Origin of the sequence: Curtobacterium sp. VKM Ac-2852, from assembly GCF_013205045.1 — a bacterium.
In the GTDB taxonomy this organism is placed as follows: domain Bacteria; phylum Actinomycetota; class Actinomycetes; order Actinomycetales; family Microbacteriaceae; genus Curtobacterium; species Curtobacterium flaccumfaciens.
This window is the reverse complement of record NZ_JABMLI010000001.1, coordinates 1204001-1218206: the sequence shown is the minus strand read 5'-3', so window position 1 is coordinate 1218206 and position 14206 is coordinate 1204001. Positions and strand designations below refer to the sequence as shown.

Genomic DNA, 14206 nt, shown 5'->3' with positions numbered 1-14206 from the left:
CGTCGCGGGGCACGTGAACCGACCACGCGCACTCGCAACCTGTGGAGAACGAGGTGAGCCGGGCCTCCTGTGTGGGAGAGCCGACCCCCGGACACGCGCAAGCCGCACGCACGAGCCGGTCACGACTCCCCGCTCCTGCGCCGCCGGACGGTCACGATGTGTCGACTGGAACGGGCCGAGCCGACGATTCGTGACCGCTCGGCGAACGTGAGCGGGGTGTTGTGACCTCCCGACCAGCCCCCGCACCCCCGCCCACACACACACACAGAAGGGCCCCACACGCGCAGCGTGCGGGGCCCTTCCGTCAGACGGACTTAGAAGTCCATGCCACCCGTCGGGTCACCAGCCGGAGCAGCGGGGGTGCGCTCGGGCTTCTCGGCGACGACGACCTCGGTGGTCAGGAACAGACCGGCGATCGACGCAGCGTTCTGCAGCGCCGAACGCGTGACCTTGGCGGGGTCGATGATGCCGGCGGCGATCAGGTCGACGTACTCGCCGGTCGCGGCGTTGAGGCCCCAACCCGACTCGAGCTCGCGGACCTTGGCGGCGACGACACCCGGCTCGAGACCGGCGTTCAGCGCGATCTGCTTGAGCGGCGCGTCGATGGCCACGCGGACGATGTTCGCACCGGTCGCCTCGTCACCCTCGAGCTCGAGGGCCTCGAGTGCAACGGCACCGGCCTGGATGAGTGCGACGCCACCACCGGCGACGATGCCCTCTTCGACGGCAGCCTTCGCGTTGCGGACGGCGTCCTCGATGCGGTGCTTGCGCTCCTTGAGCTCGACCTCGGTCGCGGCACCCGCCTTGATGACGGCGACGCCACCGGCGAGCTTCGCGAGGCGCTCCTGGAGCTTCTCGCGGTCGTAGTCGGAGTCGGTCGCCTCGATCTCGGCACGGATCTGGCGGACACGGCCGGCGATCTGCTCGGCGTCGCCGGCACCCTCGACGATCGTGGTCTCGTCCTTGGTGATGACGACCTTGCGGGCACGACCGAGGAGGTCGAGCGTCGCGTTCTCGAGCTTGAGGCCGACCTCTTCCGAGATGACCTGGCCGCCGGTGAGGATCGCGATGTCCTGCAGCATGGCCTTGCGGCGGTCGCCGAAGCCCGGGGCCTTGACGGCGACGGACTTGAAGATGCCGCGGATCTTGTTCACGACGAGCGTGGCCAGGGCCTCGCCGTCGACGTCCTCGGCGATGATCAGGAGCTGCTTGCCCGCCTGGATCACCTTGTCGACGACCGGCAGGAGGTCCTTGATGTTCGAGATCTTCGAGTTGACGATCAGGATGTAGGCGTCCTCGAAGACGGCTTCCTGACGCTCGGGGTCGGTGACGAAGTACTGCGACAGGTAGCCCTTGTCGAAGCGCATGCCCTCGGTGAGCTCGAGCTCGGTGCCGAAGGTGTTCGACTCCTCGACGGTGACGACGCCTTCCTTGCCGACCTTGTCGATGGCCTCGGCGATGAGCGCGCCGATGGTCGGGTCAGCGGCCGAGATCGACGCGGTCGCGGCGATCTGGTCCTTGGTCTCGATGTCCTTCGCGTTGGCGAGGAGCTGGTCGGAGACGGCGGCGACGGCCTTCTCGATGCCGCGCTTGAGCGACACGGGGTCGGCACCGGCGGCGACGTTGCGGAGGCCTTCGCGGACGAGCGCCTGGGCGAGGACGGTCGCGGTGGTCGTTCCGTCACCGGCGACGTCGTCGGTCTTCTTGGCGACCTCCTTGACGAGCTCCGCACCGATCTTCTCGTACGGGTCGTCGAGCTCGATCTCCTTGGCGATGGAGACACCGTCGTTCGTGATCGTGGGGGCGCCCCACTTCTTCTCGAGGACGACGTTGCGGCCGCGCGGGCCGAGCGTCACCTTCACGGCGTCGGCCAGCTGGTTCAGGCCGCGCTCGAGGCCACGGCGGGCCTCCTCGTCGAAAGCAATGATCTTAGCCATGTGGTTTTTCGTCCCTCCCGGACGTCGTCTTGGGGGTCGTGCTGGCACTCAGCGTGAGCGAGTGCCAACGCCGATTCTGGCACTCGCCGGGTGTGAGTGCAACACAGTCGGGAGGCTCGTGACGACTTCCCAGGACACGTCGCGTCCGGCGGACCCCGCACCACCGCCGCGGTCACGCTCCCGGCACAGGTCACCGTCCACGCACACGACGAACGCGCCGCCCCTGACGGGACGGCGCGTTCTGGAAGTGGTCGTGCTCAGGCGGGGCGGACGGACTCTGCCTGCGGGCCCTTCGACCCGGTGCCGACGTCGAACACGACGGCCTGGCCCTCCTCGAGGACCTTGTAACCCGACATGTCGATGGCCGAGTAGTGCACGAACACGTCCTGGCCCCCTCCATCCACGGTGATGAAGCCGAAGCCCTTTTCAGCGTTGAACCACTTCACGGTTCCGTTGGCCATGATCTCTTGCTCCCTGGTACTGCAGTGCGGAACGACGTGATCGTCGTCTGCATGGGACTCTGACCGAACCGGTCCGATCAGGCAAGAGGTGTGACGTTGTTTCACGTCGATTCCGTCAGAAATCAACGTGCCCGAAACACAGCCGTCACACAATGCGCGAATAACGCGGTGGAACCGGGATCAGCCGGTGTAGTCGGCGCCGAGGACGACGCTCACGTCGGCGTTCGGGAACGCCGCAGACTGCTGCACGGCCGTGACGCCGAGCTGCTTCGCGATGCCCTGCGCGACCGCCGCCTGCGACGCCTGCTGGTAGTAGACGATCGTCGACGTGGAGCCCGTCGTACCGGCGTCTCCGGTGGAGGCGACCTGCCAGCCGGCGCCGGTCAGCGCCGCACTCGCCCGGCTGGCGAGGCCCGTGGTGGTCGTGCCGTTCAGCACGACGACGGTGGTGGTGCCCTGCTGTGCCGGCGTCGCGGCCGCGGCGCTGCCCGCCCCGGCCGAACCGGATCCGGCGGACGAGGACGCGGACGGCTTCGACGTCGCCGAGGGCTTCGCCGTCGCGGACGTCGACGTGGACGTGGAGGGCGAATCGGATCCGTTGAAGGAGTAGCTGCCGTTCAGCACCGCGAGGGCGAGCACCGCGACGCCGACGAGCACGCCGGTGGCGAGCGCCGCCCAGGCGAAGACGATCCAGCCACGCCCGCGACGCTGTGCCCCGCGGTGCGCACCGACCCGCGGGCCGTCGGCGACGTCGTCGAACCGGTCTCGGGGGAATCTCGTGCTCATCGTTCCTCTTCACGTCCTTCGGGAGCTGCACCGGGCGCGACGAAGCTGCGCGTCGCCCGGGCGCTGGTGCGCGCGTGACGGAGCCGCTGCAGCCGGGTCACGAGCTGCGGGTCGTACGCGAGTGCCGCGGGTGAGTCGATCACGCGGTTCAGCACCTGGTAGTAGCGCGCCGCCGACATCTCGAACTCCACCCGGATCTCCGCTTCCTTCGTGCGGTCGTGCCGTGCCCGGTCCTGCTCGAACGACAGCACGTGCTTCGCGAGCTCACTGAGCTGGTCGGCACCGAGCTGGTCGGCACCGAGCTGATCAGCGCTGCGCTGGTCGACGCTGCGTTCGTCGGTGGGGCTGGTCACGGCGGTTCCGATCACGTATCGGGTAACGGGTCTCGCACATCGTAGGGGTGGAGTCGATCCGGACCCTGGTACGGCGCTGGACTGTCGCGAACACCGGTCACAGGTTCGGCGCACGGAACCAGCGCACACGCGTGCCGAACGGGTCGGAGACGGCGACCGCGACGCCGTCGAGCGAGACCGTCGCGAAGGCGTCCGGGTCGGCCGCGTCGACGTCGTCGGGCAGCGTCGCCGCCACCCCGCGCAGGATCCCGGTGCGTTCGAGGGTGATCCAGTGCACGCCCCGCGCACGGATCCGGTCCACGAACCGCTGCCGGTCCGCGCCCGGCACGTAGACCAGGGTCCCGGTGGTCAGGACGACCGGTTCGACGTCGTCCGGCAGGGCGTCCAGTGCGCGGTCGAGGTCGCCGGGCACGGCGCCGACGAGCCGGTCTGGAGGCACGGCGAGCGTTGCGCGCGCAGCCTGACGCATCAGGGCGGTCCGGTCCGACGCCTCGGGCGGGACGGCCTCGACCAGCCGGTCGAACGCACCGGGGACCGACAGGTCGATCGGGTTCGGGTCGAGCGCCACCCGGGCGCCGACCCTGATCGGGACGGTCGCGGGTGTGGGAACGGCCCCGGAGGCGTCCGCCACCAGCCGGACCGAGGGATCGGCGACCGCCGTGTGCATCCGGAGGACCGCGGCCCCGGAACCGACCCGGTAGTCCAGGGTCACCCGGTCCGGGATCGAGCACAGCCCGGCGGCGGCACCGGCGTCGACCAGGCCGAGCGGACGCGCGGACCCTTCGGCGAGCGCCGCGAACAGCGGGATGACCGGTGCGAGCCGTTGCGGGTCGTTAGCCTGCACCGTGGCGGAGGCGAGGGCCGTGATCAGCGCGGGGCGGGCCTCCAGGCCGAGCGCGCGCAGCGCACCAGGGTCCGACGGGTCCGCGCCCAGCCGCCGCGCGACCGCGAAGAACAGTTCCGGCTGCCGCTGCTGCTCGGGGACCTCGGCGAGGAGCGCGACGAGGGAGTCGTCGAGCGACCGTGCCCAGGCGGCGTACGCCGGCGAGACGGCCTGGACGCGGTCGGCGTACGAGTCGTACCGGGCGCGGGTGTCCATCAGCGCCCGGGCCGGTGCATGCCGACGTGGCGGATGCCGGCCTCGTCGTACGGCTCCCCGAACCGCACAAAGCCGTACCGCTCGTACAGGGCGGCGACGTACTCCTGGGCGTGCAGGACGAACGGGTCGTGCACGTGTTCGTCGAGGACGGCGGCGACGAGCCGGCCGGCGATCCCCTGCCCGCGGTGTCCGGGGTCGGTCGCGACCCGGCCGATCACCCACGCCGGTGGCTCCGCGCCGTCGGGGTGGACCTCGTCGGCCGCCGGACGGATGAGCCGCAGGTACCCAACCGCATCGGTGTCCGTGCCGAACCACCAATGCTCGGTGTCGGACTCGCGGTCACGGCCGTCGAAGTCCTCGGCGGTGACCCGCTGCTCGAGCGCGAACACGCGGTTGCGCACGACGACGATGCCGTACAGTTCGTCCGTCGTCAGACGGGTCCAGCGGGCGTGGTGCACGGAATGCTCGGACATTGTGGCGAGTTTAGTGAAGTGGTCGGGAGTGCCCGGAAGAGCCCGGCCGGAAGCAGGAGGAACCAATGGCATACAACGTCGACAAGTCCGACGCCCAGTGGCGCGAGGAGCTCTCCCCGGACCAGTACGCCGTCCTCCGCCAGGCGGGGACCGAACGACCGTGGACCGGTGAACTCCTCGACGAGGAGCGCGCCGGCGTCTACACCTGTGCGGCCTGCAACGCGGAGCTGTTCAAGAGCGGCACGAAGTTCGACTCCGGCTGCGGCTGGCCGTCGTTCTACGAGTCGGTGAACCCGGACGCCGTGCAGCTCATCGAGGACAACTCCCTCGGCATGGCCCGCACCGAGGTCCGGTGCGCGAACTGCGGTTCGCACCTGGGCCACGTGTTCCCGGACGGGTTCGGCACCCCCACGGGTGACCGATACTGCATGAACTCGATCTCGCTGAACTTCTCGGAGAAGTCGGGCGAGTGAGCCCCGGACGCCCTCACCGGTAGGATGAGCGGCGTCAGCCGGCATGGCGCAATTGGTAGCGCACCGTACTTGTAATACGGGGGTTGCGGGTTCAAGTCCCGCTGCCGGCCCGAAAGCCCCGATCAGAAGCCGCTTAGTTCGGAATCCGGTCGGGGCTTCTTTGTTCACCCCGCAGTTACCCCGCAGGTTGCGATCCACGCGTGAGCGCCGACAGGGCTCGCGCCGCGGCCGCGCTGCCTGTGTTGCGCCCCATGTAGCGGTCCTGCGTCATGGACGGGTTCTTGTGCCCGAGGTATTCCGCGACGTCGCGCGCCGAGAGACCGGCACCGTCGAGGAGCGTCGCGACGGTCTTCCGGAAGGCGTGCAGCTTCACGCCCGGGAACCCGAGGGACTCGCGAACGCCACGCCAGTCGGCCTGGGTGTTGTTCGGGTCGCGGAGGTTGCCGAGGACGGACGGGAAGACCAGCGACCCGACCCCGCGCTCGGAGGCCCGGCGCTTGAGCATCTCGTCGACGTGCTCGGGGATGGCGATCCGGCGATCGGATCCTTGCGTCTTGCCGTGCTCCTGGCGGAGTAGCCCCTGTCCCCGGAGCCGGACAACGGTCGAGTGGACGTGGACTGCACCGGGGTAGACGTCTTCCCAGATCATCGCGCAGGCCTCGCCGATGCGACAGCCGGTGCCGGCCATGAACCGGAGGAGGTCGGCGAGGTCGAGGGCCTGCACCCGCTCGTCGAGGTCCGCCCTCGTCAGCAGATCCTGCAGCTGTTCCGCGTTGAGCGCTGTCGCACCATCACGGCGCTGCGAAACGCGCTCGAGCTCGCGTACCGCGTTCGTGCGTGCGGCGTCGTTGCGGACCGCCAGACCGAGCATTCCACTGAGGACCGCGCGACACATCTTTGCCGACGCGGGCCCGTGCTTCGCGATCACCTGATCCATGAAGCGCTGCAGTCGCTCGGGGGTTGCCTCGAGCACGGCCAGCTCGCCCAGCGCCGGCAGAACGATCTTGCCCAAGGTCCGTTCGTAGGCAGCCAGCGTCGTCGGGGCGACCCCGCCGGTCCGCTTGTTCTCGATGTAGCGGTCGGCCAGCCGGTTGAGCGGGGTGTGCTGATTGATGGTCCCGCTCGTCGTCGCCTTGATCGTGGTGAGGGCGGCGAGCAGCTTCCGCCGAGCCTTGGGACCGCTGGTGTCGAATCGCTCGACCTGGCGTAGCCGGCCGTCTTCGAAGCGGAAGCGAGTCCGCGCTCGCCAGGACCCGTCGTCCAGCAGTACGACGGAGATCGCTCCGTGCGCGCCGATGGGTGTCCTAGGCCTCGCCACCGTCAGTCCCCTTTTCCAGCATCGCATCGAGGTCTGCCTCAATCCGCTGGCGCACGTCATCGGGGGAGCTGGGTCGCACACGCTGTGCGTCTCGCGCCTCCTCAAGCTCCCTCTCCGTGCTGTAGCCATTGAGCGGCAACTCCGGCCACTGACGCTTCGGCTGATCGACGAAAGCTAGTGCCGAACGCACTTCAGGCAGGGCGGCATCTGGGTGGAACAGCCGGAGGTACCGCCGAAGCTGGGCCAATGCCTCCAGCGCCGCCTGCGCCCTCTCCAATGGCAGGGTCGCATCGCCACCACCCTGAACCGCTAGAACGAGCCGAGCGTGCTCGAAGTCGAAAGCCGTGACGGCCTGCTCGATCTCCTCAGCGCGAGAGACGATGTCGCCGACCTCGTAGTAATCGTCCGCCAGGTCGACGTACTGATCCTCGAACTCGACGACCGGCAGATCCAACGCTCCGGCGAACCACCTCACCAACTCGTACGGCTTCCAGGTGCGGCCGGCGCTAGGAGCTATCCGCTGCTCTTCGTTCGTGTGGGTCGCGAACAGGAGCGCTGCGGGCGGCACGTTCAGGGCTGCTGCGAACAGCATCACGTCCGTGGCGGGCATCGACGAGCGCTTCTTGCCGAGGATGCCTGCCAGCGTGTTGGAGGTCACAGGCCACCCAAGCCGTTCGAGTCGCGCGATCAGGTCTGCGTTCTTGATGCCGCGCTTGTCTCGATAGTGGAGCACCCCGTCGACGACGGCGTCGCTGTAGGCCTTCGCCCATGCTGCGAGCTGTTCGCGCGCGGCGATGTCCTCTGGCTGCTGCGAGCGCGCCCCTCGTCCAGTGGGAGATGTCATAGAAAGACCGTACAGCAGGTTCTCCTGTGTCGCGTTGACACTCAGTGGAATTTGTGCGTACCATCCAGGCAACGGCTTCAAACGTTGACACCATCAACTGCCGAACTGTCAAAGAAAGACTGATATGACGATGCAGGCGATCCGGCAGGTAGAAGACCTGCCCGAGTGGTCCACCCGCGTGCAGCTCTCCCAGTTCATCGAGGTCTCGGTTCAGACCCTGGCCAGATGGAAGGTCGAAGGTCGCGGCCCCCGCGTCACGAAGATCGGGCAGGCAGTCCGCTACCGCAAGTCCGATGTCCTCAGCTGGCTCGATTCGCTCAGCGAGGCGTCCTGATGCTGCAGCCCACAACGAAAATCGCCCCCGAAGCCGGCCAGGGCTTCGAGGGCACCATCCACAACATCCCCGCAGGAGACACCATGAACAAGTCAGTTCTGACCGTAGCAGACGCCCACGACATCCACTGGCACGACATCGAGAGCGACACCGTCGTCCTCGTCCCGTGCGACGAGCCCGGGTGCTACATCTACGGCACCCCGCACCTCCTCAAGTGGGGTGACCTCCTCCAGCACAAGGCCTTCGTTGCGAGCGCGACCGACGTCCGCGTCGAGGTCGCCAAGTTCGCCGCATCCGACGAAGTTCCAGAGGCTGAGTCGCACTGGTACGTGTCGGGCTTCCTCTGCGACGACGACATCCGCCTCACCCCCGAGCGCGTCGCGTTCTTCACCGCCCACTACAACAGCGCCGTGGCGCTCGCGGCCGAGCTGAACGGGGAGTCCCAGTGATGGACGACGTCACCAAGCTCGTCGAAGTCGAGAGCACCGTCACCGGCCGATCGGAGATCTTCATCGACGCACAGCCGAGCCAGTTCAGCGACGGGTACTCGCTCGTACTCACGCCCTCGGAAGCACTCCGGCTGGCGCACGCGCTCATCGCCCGAGTCTCCGACCTCCGGACCGCTGCTCCACGGCTCGCCCCGACGCTGCAGGTGGCTGCCTGATGGCGCAGGTCACGGCGACTCTCCCGCCAGCGCTCGAGAACGCGTCCGCGGTCGAGGTGACGAACGGGTGGTCGCAGGGTGAGGGCAAGCCCCGGACCCGTCACCTCGACGTCGTGCTCCTGACGCTCAACGCCGCCGGCACGCACGAGCTCGCGTGGCACGGAACCCCTTCAGAAGCCGAGCACCTCGCGGCTGAGCTGAACGCGATGGCGAACCGCGTGCGGCGAGTCAGCTGACCGGGCACACCACACAACTGAAGACGAAGGAGGTGACCAGGTGACCGACGCGAGATTCCCGGAACGCTACCTCAGCGACCGCAAGGTGCTGCGTCTCTCAGCGGACGAATTCCGCGGGTGGGCGTTCGCGACCATCTGGTCCGTGTCCAACCGGACGGACGGGGTCATTCTCAGTGACGAGCTGCTGCTGGTCCCGTTCATGAAGGTCGAGACGGCGAAGAAGCTCGAAGCGTGTGGACTGTGGGTCGCCAACGGGGACGGATGGTCGATCGCGGACTTCCCGGACACGCAGACCAGCCGGCACGACCTCGAGGTGCTCGACAACATGCGTCGAGCTCAGCGGGAGAAGAAGCAGCGTCAGCGGGCCGCGAAGGCTGTCGGCTCAACCGACTCCCCTTCTTTCTCGGATGTACCCGGGGACAGTACCGGGGGACCGTACCCGGGGACGTCCCGGGGACGTGTCCCCGAGGACAGGACAGGACAGGAAAGGACAGGCAGGGATCAAGAGAAGTGGTTCGTGAACGACGAAATTGGCGAGATCACTGACCCTGCACCTTCTGTCCCTGCGCCCTTGGTGACCACTTGGGATGTGGCACCGATTGGTCGGAGCTGCACCGTCTGCGGAACATCAATGGTCGGTTACCCGGACTCGATGAAGGTGTGCGCCTCCCAGGACGACGAACACACGAAGTTCCGGACACAGAACGGATGGGCGGCATGACCTCCCGGGACGATCACGAACTCGACGTCACCCCGTACGACGTGCGCCTGCAGCGCTACCGCCGGCACGCCCGCCGGTGGGAGCAGCGAGCGAAGGCGAAGGAACGCAAGCTCGCCGACGCCCGCAACACCATCAGCTCGCTCGTCGACCAGCTCGACGCGATCGCTGACCAGCTCGACAACCTCACCACCCGCCTCAACCGACAGGAGCCCTGATGCCCCAGCCCGCAGACGACGACGAGATCCAGCGCATGCTCGACGCCGCCGACGACAACCCCGACGACTTCACCCCCGACCAGATCGTGAACCTCGCACGAGGCCGCGACAAGAACGCCTGAGGAGGCACCGCATGGACACCAGGAACCGCCCCACCGAGCCGTGGGAACAGCAGGCATCGCTCAGCGACTGGCTCGACCTGCTCGACAGCGTCGGCGTCGACACCCGGAAGGTCTTCGCCAACGAGCACGAGCTGATCCGCAAGAGCCTCCAGATCAACGTCCACTGGCAGCGCTACCTCGAGGACAAGCCCGACAGCCTCAACGGTGCTGCGAAGAAGGCAGCCGCGGACCCCGACGACTACATCGCGTTCGTCGACACCATCGTCGCCGGCGCGCTCGCCGCAGACCCCGCCGTCCATGAACGCGTCAGGGACATCGTCGGCCGGGCTGGGGGTATCGCATCAGCAGCCGCCTACCGGGCCTTCCGAAGCCGGGGAGCCGGTCTGTACAAGGCCCTCACCCCCCGCTTCAAGAAGGTCAGGGACGGCATCGCAGAGGCCGGCGCAGCCCTGCCCGACGGCGTCACGGACCTCGACTCAGCCGCGCGCGTGGGCGTCGAGGCGCAGTGGCTCAAGATCGAGGAGCTCGTCAAGGACTGGGACACCATCGTGTCGCTGCTCGAGCAGTGGTACAGCGCTGGCGTCTTCGACACGGGCGAGCGGAACCTCGACCGTTACACCGCGTCGATGTTCGTCTTCACCCAGTACGAGCAGGCGGTCGCCACCTACGGCGTCGAGCCACTGCGCACGGTCCGTCAGATCCTCACGTGTGAACCAGAACTACTCACCATCGATGAGGTCGACGAGCTCGGATCGACCGACACGTCGAGCGGCACGTTCAGCCGAGCCGACGCATGGCGACGAATGCAGGCCGACAAGGAAGCGCGCGAGCAGCTGCTCGAGGCAGCACCACGCCGCAGCTACTGACCGCACAGGTGGGGTCGCGGGCCCGAACGCGACCCCACCGCTGGACAGGTGCCCACCACCCCCTCCCCCCGGGTCCGTCCTGGTCGTAGAGGTGCTGTGTGCCTGGCCGCCTGCATTCCACATCATCCGAATTCCGGGACGCCGAGGAGGCGCGCATGGCCCGCAAGAAGGCCCAGGAGCTGGCCGGCGACGAGCTGCGCCAGAAGTACGACGCAGCCCTCGGCGACGACACCGAGTGGGACGAGAAGGACCTGGTCATCCTCGAGCTCGCCCAGCGACAGGCGAACGACATCCAGGCGCTCGAGGAAGTCCTCGCCGCCGACGGGATGACCGTCCGCGGCTCGGCCGGGCAGACCCGGCTGCACCCAGCGGTCGCCGAGCTGCGACTGCAGCGGCTGACGCTCACCCGGATGCTCGCCCAGATCCCACTGCCCGACGAGTTCGGGCAGCCGAAGAAGAACCCCGTCAAGCAGCGCGCGTCTCGACGCCGCTGGGACCGCGTACAGGCGCGGAGAGAGGGCAACTGATGCCCAGGAAGAAGAACGTCGTCGATGCAGCCCGTGTCGGCGTCCGGGATGCGCTGCGAGCCAAGTGGCAGCATCGCGCCGACCGCTGGGGTCTCATGCCCGGCTGCCCGTACCCGAGGCTCCTCGCCAAGCTCGACGCCGGCGAGACCGTCCTCGTCACCTACGTCGACCTGCTCGGCACCGGAGCGGCCGCCCGTCGCGGCGTGCGGTACCTGCTGCACGCCGACGGCACCCTCACCGAAGACCACTACATCGACCAGCCGGCGGCCGTGCCGGCCCACGACTGAAAGGGCTCATCATGGGCACGAATCTCCTCCCGTCCGTCGACTCGGACACCCTGCAGCTCCCTGACGAGGTCAGGGCTCGAATCACCGCGAACCTCGGCGACGTCGCGACACCCGAAGGCGCGGAGGTCGCCGCCAGATTCGGTCCAGTCGCCGCCGCACGTCCGGGCAACCGAATGGTCTGGCTCGGTGACTCCCTGACCCAGTGGCAGGACGCTGCGACACCGGCGAACACCGCGACCTCGTCAGCCTCCCACTCGCAGCGAGTCAGCCTCGGAAACCTCGCGTCGATCATGACCGGCCAGCGGGCCCTGTACGTCAACAACGCCGGCATCGGCGGGAACACCACCGCGCAGATGCTCGCCCGGTTCGACAGCGACGTCACGCCCTACGCGCCCAACGTCGTGCACCTCCTCGCGGGCACCAACGACATCGGTAACAGCGTTCCGCTCGCCACCTCGATCGACAACATCGCGAAGCTCGTCGCGAAGATCCGCCGCATCGGTGCGGTGCCGATTCTCGGCCTCCTGCCGCCGTCTGCAGCGAGCCCCGCGAAGGTGACGCAGTGGAACATGGCGATCCGCCGGTACGCGCTCGCGCAGGGCGTCGCGCTGGTCGACTACCACACGCCGCTCGTGGATCCGGCTACCGGGAGCTTCCTGCCCGCGTACCTCGGCGACGGCACCCACCCGTCGAGCGCGGGATTCGGCGCGATGGCTCAGGCGTTCGCCGCCACGGCGGGCCCGCTGCTGCCGCCCTTCTCGCCCTCCCTCCCGACGACGAACGCGCAGTCGAACAACCTGCTGGGCAACGGGCTGTTTCCTGGTGTGGGGTCGCCGTGGACGGGCTCGCCGCAGAGTGTGTCCGCGGCCGCCACACCCGCGGTCGGCAACTGGATGAACCTGACCGCCGACGGCTCCGCGTCGGGGACGATCTACCAGAACGTCCCGACCGCCCCGGTGCCGGGACACCGCTACATGCTGGTCGGCCGCGTGCAGACAACCCTCACCAGTGGCACCAGCGGGTTCCTCGTCCGGAACCGAATCACGACCGCGTCCGGCGCAGTCGACATGATGCCGATGAACAACATCCCCGTGGTGATCCCGGACGGGGTGTTCTTCACCGAGTACGTCTGCCCGGACGGCGCGACAGCGCAGCAGGTCATGTTCCAGATCAACTCCGGCATGGCCGGCACGATGAAGATCGCGCAGGTCGCGCTCTACGACCTCACGGCGCTCGGCGTCGTGTAGCGGAACGACAAGACCCCCTCGGGCTCCTTCGGGAGCTCGAGGGGGTCTTGACGGTCAGCTAGCTTCGGAAAGCTCCGACCCCTGGAAGTAGCGGGAATGCGTCTCCTGGACCTGCTCGAGCGAGACGCCGTTCAGGGACACGATCTCTACGTCCTGGTCGATACGCGCCCGCTCAAGTTCGAGACGACGTAGCAGAGCTGCTCGCGCTCCGTTCGGTCCGGTGAAAGACTCCACACGTCGCGTTCCCACACGCCTGTTGTACTCGATGACGAAGCCTGGCATCACGTGTCCTTCCGTCCTTGCTGGAGACTATCGAACGTCTGCGTCAAAGTCTGCATTGACTTCATGTAAGACCTCTCGGTCTTCGACAGGTTGATCCTCACACCTTCGAACCGGGCGCGCAGGTCCACAGGCATGGTCTGGCTCGGCACGACTCCTCGCTTGGCGTCATCCACGAGAAGGTCTTGCTGAGCGATCCAATTCCGAGTGTCCTCGATGTTGTAGACCCCGGTGATGGACATGTCGATCAGGCGTTCGATGATCTCCCGCCTCCGAGGATCATCCGGCATCTGGTCATAACGAATCTCACGACCGTACACATCCGCGGCTCGCTCGAAGAGGTTCGCCCACTGGCCCTGCAAGTGGGTGCGGATCTGCACCTCGGCACGACCAGCGCCTTCGAAGCGCAGCCAGATGTGCACAGCTCTGTAGCCGCTGTGCGGCTCTTTCCGAAGATCGCGGAGGGCTTCGAGACCATGGTCAAAGTGCTGCGCGATCGCCTCAGCGACGGCGTCCTGTTGGTCGAGGGTCATCTCGGCCTCGAAGCGGATCCCGGCGATGTCCTGAACCGTTCCGATGTGCATGCCGGGGGTCCGCTCGAGCTTCTGCAGGAGGGTATCGATCGTCTTCGGTCTCGACACCACGCTGGGTGCTATATCGCCGAGGAGCGGTGACCAGTCAATGGCCTTGATTTCAGCCTGCACCCAGGTGGCCAGGTCGTTGTAGTAGACCATCACATCTTCGTATGACGGGTCCGCTGGGTCCGCCGGTTGGCCATGGCGCAGCCTGCTGCTCATGCGCTTCATCTGCCGGATGCTCCAGACGCGCTCTGGAGGCCTCGTCGTGTCCCCCTGGCTGCCCACGGCGTTGATGCTACTCAGTCTCTCAGTTTGAGCGCTCACCCCCCTCAGGGGGTGTCGACGCCTGGAACGCCCGTCGACCGGCGACCGGGGCCACCTGTCCC

Annotated in this window: 21 protein-coding genes and 1 tRNA gene; 13 read left to right on the top strand and 9 right to left on the bottom strand. The window is 67.7% G+C overall.

The features are described from left to right. Positions 1–314: 314 nt before the first annotated feature. From groL to HQQ79_RS05995, 6 genes are all read right to left on the bottom strand, one after another. Positions 315–1937, bottom strand: coding sequence for a chaperonin GroEL (gene groL / locus HQQ79_RS06020; RefSeq protein ID WP_017888048.1), 1623 nt, complete (start codon positions 1935–1937; stop codon positions 315–317). Positions 1938–2194: 257 nt separating this feature from the next. Continuing rightward, positions 2195–2398 (bottom strand): cold-shock protein, encoded by a 204-nt coding sequence (locus HQQ79_RS06015; protein ID WP_017888049.1) that lies wholly within the window; start codon positions 2396–2398, stop codon positions 2195–2197. 180 nt (positions 2399–2578) lie between these two features. Then, on the bottom strand, positions 2579–3184 hold the full coding sequence (locus tag HQQ79_RS06010; protein ID WP_027466596.1) for a LytR C-terminal domain-containing protein: 606 nt from the start codon (positions 3182–3184) through the stop codon (positions 2579–2581). Further along, positions 3181–3537, bottom strand: a complete 357-nt coding sequence (locus HQQ79_RS06005) for a DUF3263 domain-containing protein (RefSeq protein WP_051597083.1) — start codon at positions 3535–3537, stop codon at positions 3181–3183. The genes HQQ79_RS06010 and HQQ79_RS06005 overlap by 4 nt, the downstream gene beginning before the upstream one ends. A 97-nt stretch (positions 3538–3634) precedes the next feature. Then, positions 3635–4636, bottom strand: coding sequence for a DUF2332 family protein (locus tag HQQ79_RS06000; protein ID WP_173032946.1), 1002 nt, complete (start codon positions 4634–4636; stop codon positions 3635–3637). Next, the gene (locus HQQ79_RS05995) at positions 4636–5109 is read right to left on the bottom strand and encodes a GNAT family N-acetyltransferase (protein WP_173032945.1); all 474 of its coding nucleotides are present in this window, start codon (positions 5107–5109) and stop codon (positions 4636–4638) included. The genes HQQ79_RS06000 and HQQ79_RS05995 overlap by 1 nt, the downstream gene beginning before the upstream one ends. A gap of 65 nt (positions 5110–5174) precedes the next feature. On the opposite strand from HQQ79_RS05995, the gene msrB reads away from it, so the two are divergent. Continuing rightward, the gene (msrB, locus tag HQQ79_RS05990) at positions 5175–5582 is read left to right on the top strand and encodes a peptide-methionine (R)-S-oxide reductase MsrB (RefSeq protein WP_027466599.1); all 408 of its coding nucleotides are present in this window, start codon (positions 5175–5177) and stop codon (positions 5580–5582) included. A gap of 37 nt (positions 5583–5619) precedes the next feature. Next, positions 5620–5692 (top strand) — tRNA-Thr (locus HQQ79_RS05985). A 65-nt stretch (positions 5693–5757) separates the two neighbouring features. Here HQQ79_RS05985 and HQQ79_RS05980 read toward each other — a convergent pair. Next, the gene (locus tag HQQ79_RS05980) at positions 5758–6960 is read right to left on the bottom strand and encodes a tyrosine recombinase XerC (RefSeq protein WP_173032943.1); all 1203 of its coding nucleotides are present in this window, start codon (positions 6958–6960) and stop codon (positions 5758–5760) included. Beyond that, a complete protein-coding gene (locus HQQ79_RS05975; RefSeq protein WP_173032941.1) occupies positions 6887–7744 on the bottom strand; it encodes a hypothetical protein in 858 nt (285 codons plus the stop codon). The genes HQQ79_RS05980 and HQQ79_RS05975 overlap by 74 nt, the downstream gene beginning before the upstream one ends. A gap of 124 nt (positions 7745–7868) precedes the next feature. Here HQQ79_RS05975 and HQQ79_RS05970 point away from each other — a divergent pair, with 124 nt between their 5' ends. The 11 genes from HQQ79_RS05970 to HQQ79_RS05925 all read left to right on the top strand — a co-directional run bounded on the left by HQQ79_RS05970 (position 7869) and on the right by HQQ79_RS05925 (position 12963). After that, the gene (locus HQQ79_RS05970; protein ID WP_254066067.1) at positions 7869–8078 is read left to right on the top strand and encodes an AlpA family transcriptional regulator; all 210 of its coding nucleotides are present in this window, start codon (positions 7869–7871) and stop codon (positions 8076–8078) included. Then, positions 8078–8527, top strand: coding sequence for a hypothetical protein (locus HQQ79_RS05965; RefSeq protein WP_173032939.1), 450 nt, complete (start codon positions 8078–8080; stop codon positions 8525–8527). The genes HQQ79_RS05970 and HQQ79_RS05965 overlap by 1 nt, the downstream gene beginning before the upstream one ends. Beyond that, positions 8527–8742, top strand: coding sequence for a hypothetical protein (locus HQQ79_RS05960; RefSeq protein ID WP_173032937.1), 216 nt, complete (start codon positions 8527–8529; stop codon positions 8740–8742). The genes HQQ79_RS05965 and HQQ79_RS05960 overlap by 1 nt, the downstream gene beginning before the upstream one ends. Further along, entirely contained in the window at positions 8742–8978 is a 237-nt protein-coding gene (locus HQQ79_RS05955) for a hypothetical protein (RefSeq protein WP_173032935.1), read from the top strand. Before HQQ79_RS05960 ends, HQQ79_RS05955 begins: the two co-directional genes overlap by 1 nt. 40 nt (positions 8979–9018) lie before the next feature. After that, positions 9019–9699: a hypothetical protein gene (locus HQQ79_RS05950; RefSeq protein WP_173032933.1), complete on the top strand. Its 681-nt coding sequence runs from the start codon at positions 9019–9021 to the stop codon at positions 9697–9699. After that, positions 9696–9914, top strand: a complete 219-nt coding sequence (locus HQQ79_RS05945; RefSeq protein WP_173032931.1) for a hypothetical protein — start codon at positions 9696–9698, stop codon at positions 9912–9914. The genes HQQ79_RS05950 and HQQ79_RS05945 overlap by 4 nt, the downstream gene beginning before the upstream one ends. Continuing rightward, positions 9914–10036, top strand: a complete 123-nt coding sequence (locus HQQ79_RS18895) for a hypothetical protein (protein ID WP_301952533.1) — start codon at positions 9914–9916, stop codon at positions 10034–10036. Before HQQ79_RS05945 ends, HQQ79_RS18895 begins: the two co-directional genes overlap by 1 nt. An 11-nt stretch (positions 10037–10047) precedes the next feature. Next, positions 10048–10902: a hypothetical protein gene (locus tag HQQ79_RS05940; RefSeq protein WP_173032929.1), complete on the top strand. Its 855-nt coding sequence runs from the start codon at positions 10048–10050 to the stop codon at positions 10900–10902. Positions 10903–11057: 155 nt separating this feature from the next. Beyond that, a complete protein-coding gene (locus tag HQQ79_RS05935) occupies positions 11058–11429 on the top strand; it encodes a hypothetical protein (protein WP_173032927.1) in 372 nt (123 codons plus the stop codon). Next, positions 11429–11716, top strand: a complete 288-nt coding sequence (locus HQQ79_RS05930) for a hypothetical protein (RefSeq protein WP_173032925.1) — start codon at positions 11429–11431, stop codon at positions 11714–11716. Before HQQ79_RS05935 ends, HQQ79_RS05930 begins: the two co-directional genes overlap by 1 nt. A gap of 11 nt (positions 11717–11727) precedes the next feature. After that, positions 11728–12963: a GDSL-type esterase/lipase family protein gene (locus HQQ79_RS05925; RefSeq protein WP_173032923.1), complete on the top strand. Its 1236-nt coding sequence runs from the start codon at positions 11728–11730 to the stop codon at positions 12961–12963. Positions 12964–13244: 281 nt separating this feature from the next. Here the strand turns inward: HQQ79_RS05925 and HQQ79_RS05920 are convergent, their stop codons facing one another. Next, a complete protein-coding gene (locus HQQ79_RS05920) occupies positions 13245–14048 on the bottom strand; it encodes a hypothetical protein (protein WP_173032921.1) in 804 nt (267 codons plus the stop codon). Positions 14049–14206: the final 158 nt, after the last annotated feature.